2 tRNA genes are annotated in these 219 nt (G+C 56.6%); both read right to left on the bottom strand.

Annotation, left to right across the window (positions count from 1 at the left end):
* Positions 1-2 precede the first annotated feature (2 nt).
* Positions 3-75: transfer RNA gene (locus OGV71_RS01545), tRNA-Val, on the bottom strand.
* 46 nt (positions 76-121) lie between these two features.
* Positions 122-197: transfer RNA gene (locus OGV71_RS01550), tRNA-Val, on the bottom strand.
* Positions 198-219: the final 22 nt, after the last annotated feature.

Here is a 219-nt window from a genome sequence, read left to right on the forward strand (position 1 = left end):
GGTGGGTGATGACGGGATCGAACCGCCGACCCCCTCCTTGTAAGGGAGGTGCTCTCCCAGCTGAGCTAATCACCCACTTCTCAATTTCTTACTCTACACGGCGGAGACTACATAAAGTAGTTGGTGGGTGATGACGGGTTCGAACCGCCGACCCCCTCCTTGTAAGGGAGGTGCTCTCCCAGCTGAGCTAATCACCCCCGCTGTGTGGAGTCGCATTAT

This window comes from Citrobacter sp. Cf088 (assembly GCF_030334295.1).
GTDB lineage: Bacteria > Pseudomonadota > Gammaproteobacteria > Enterobacterales > Enterobacteriaceae > Citrobacter > Citrobacter freundii.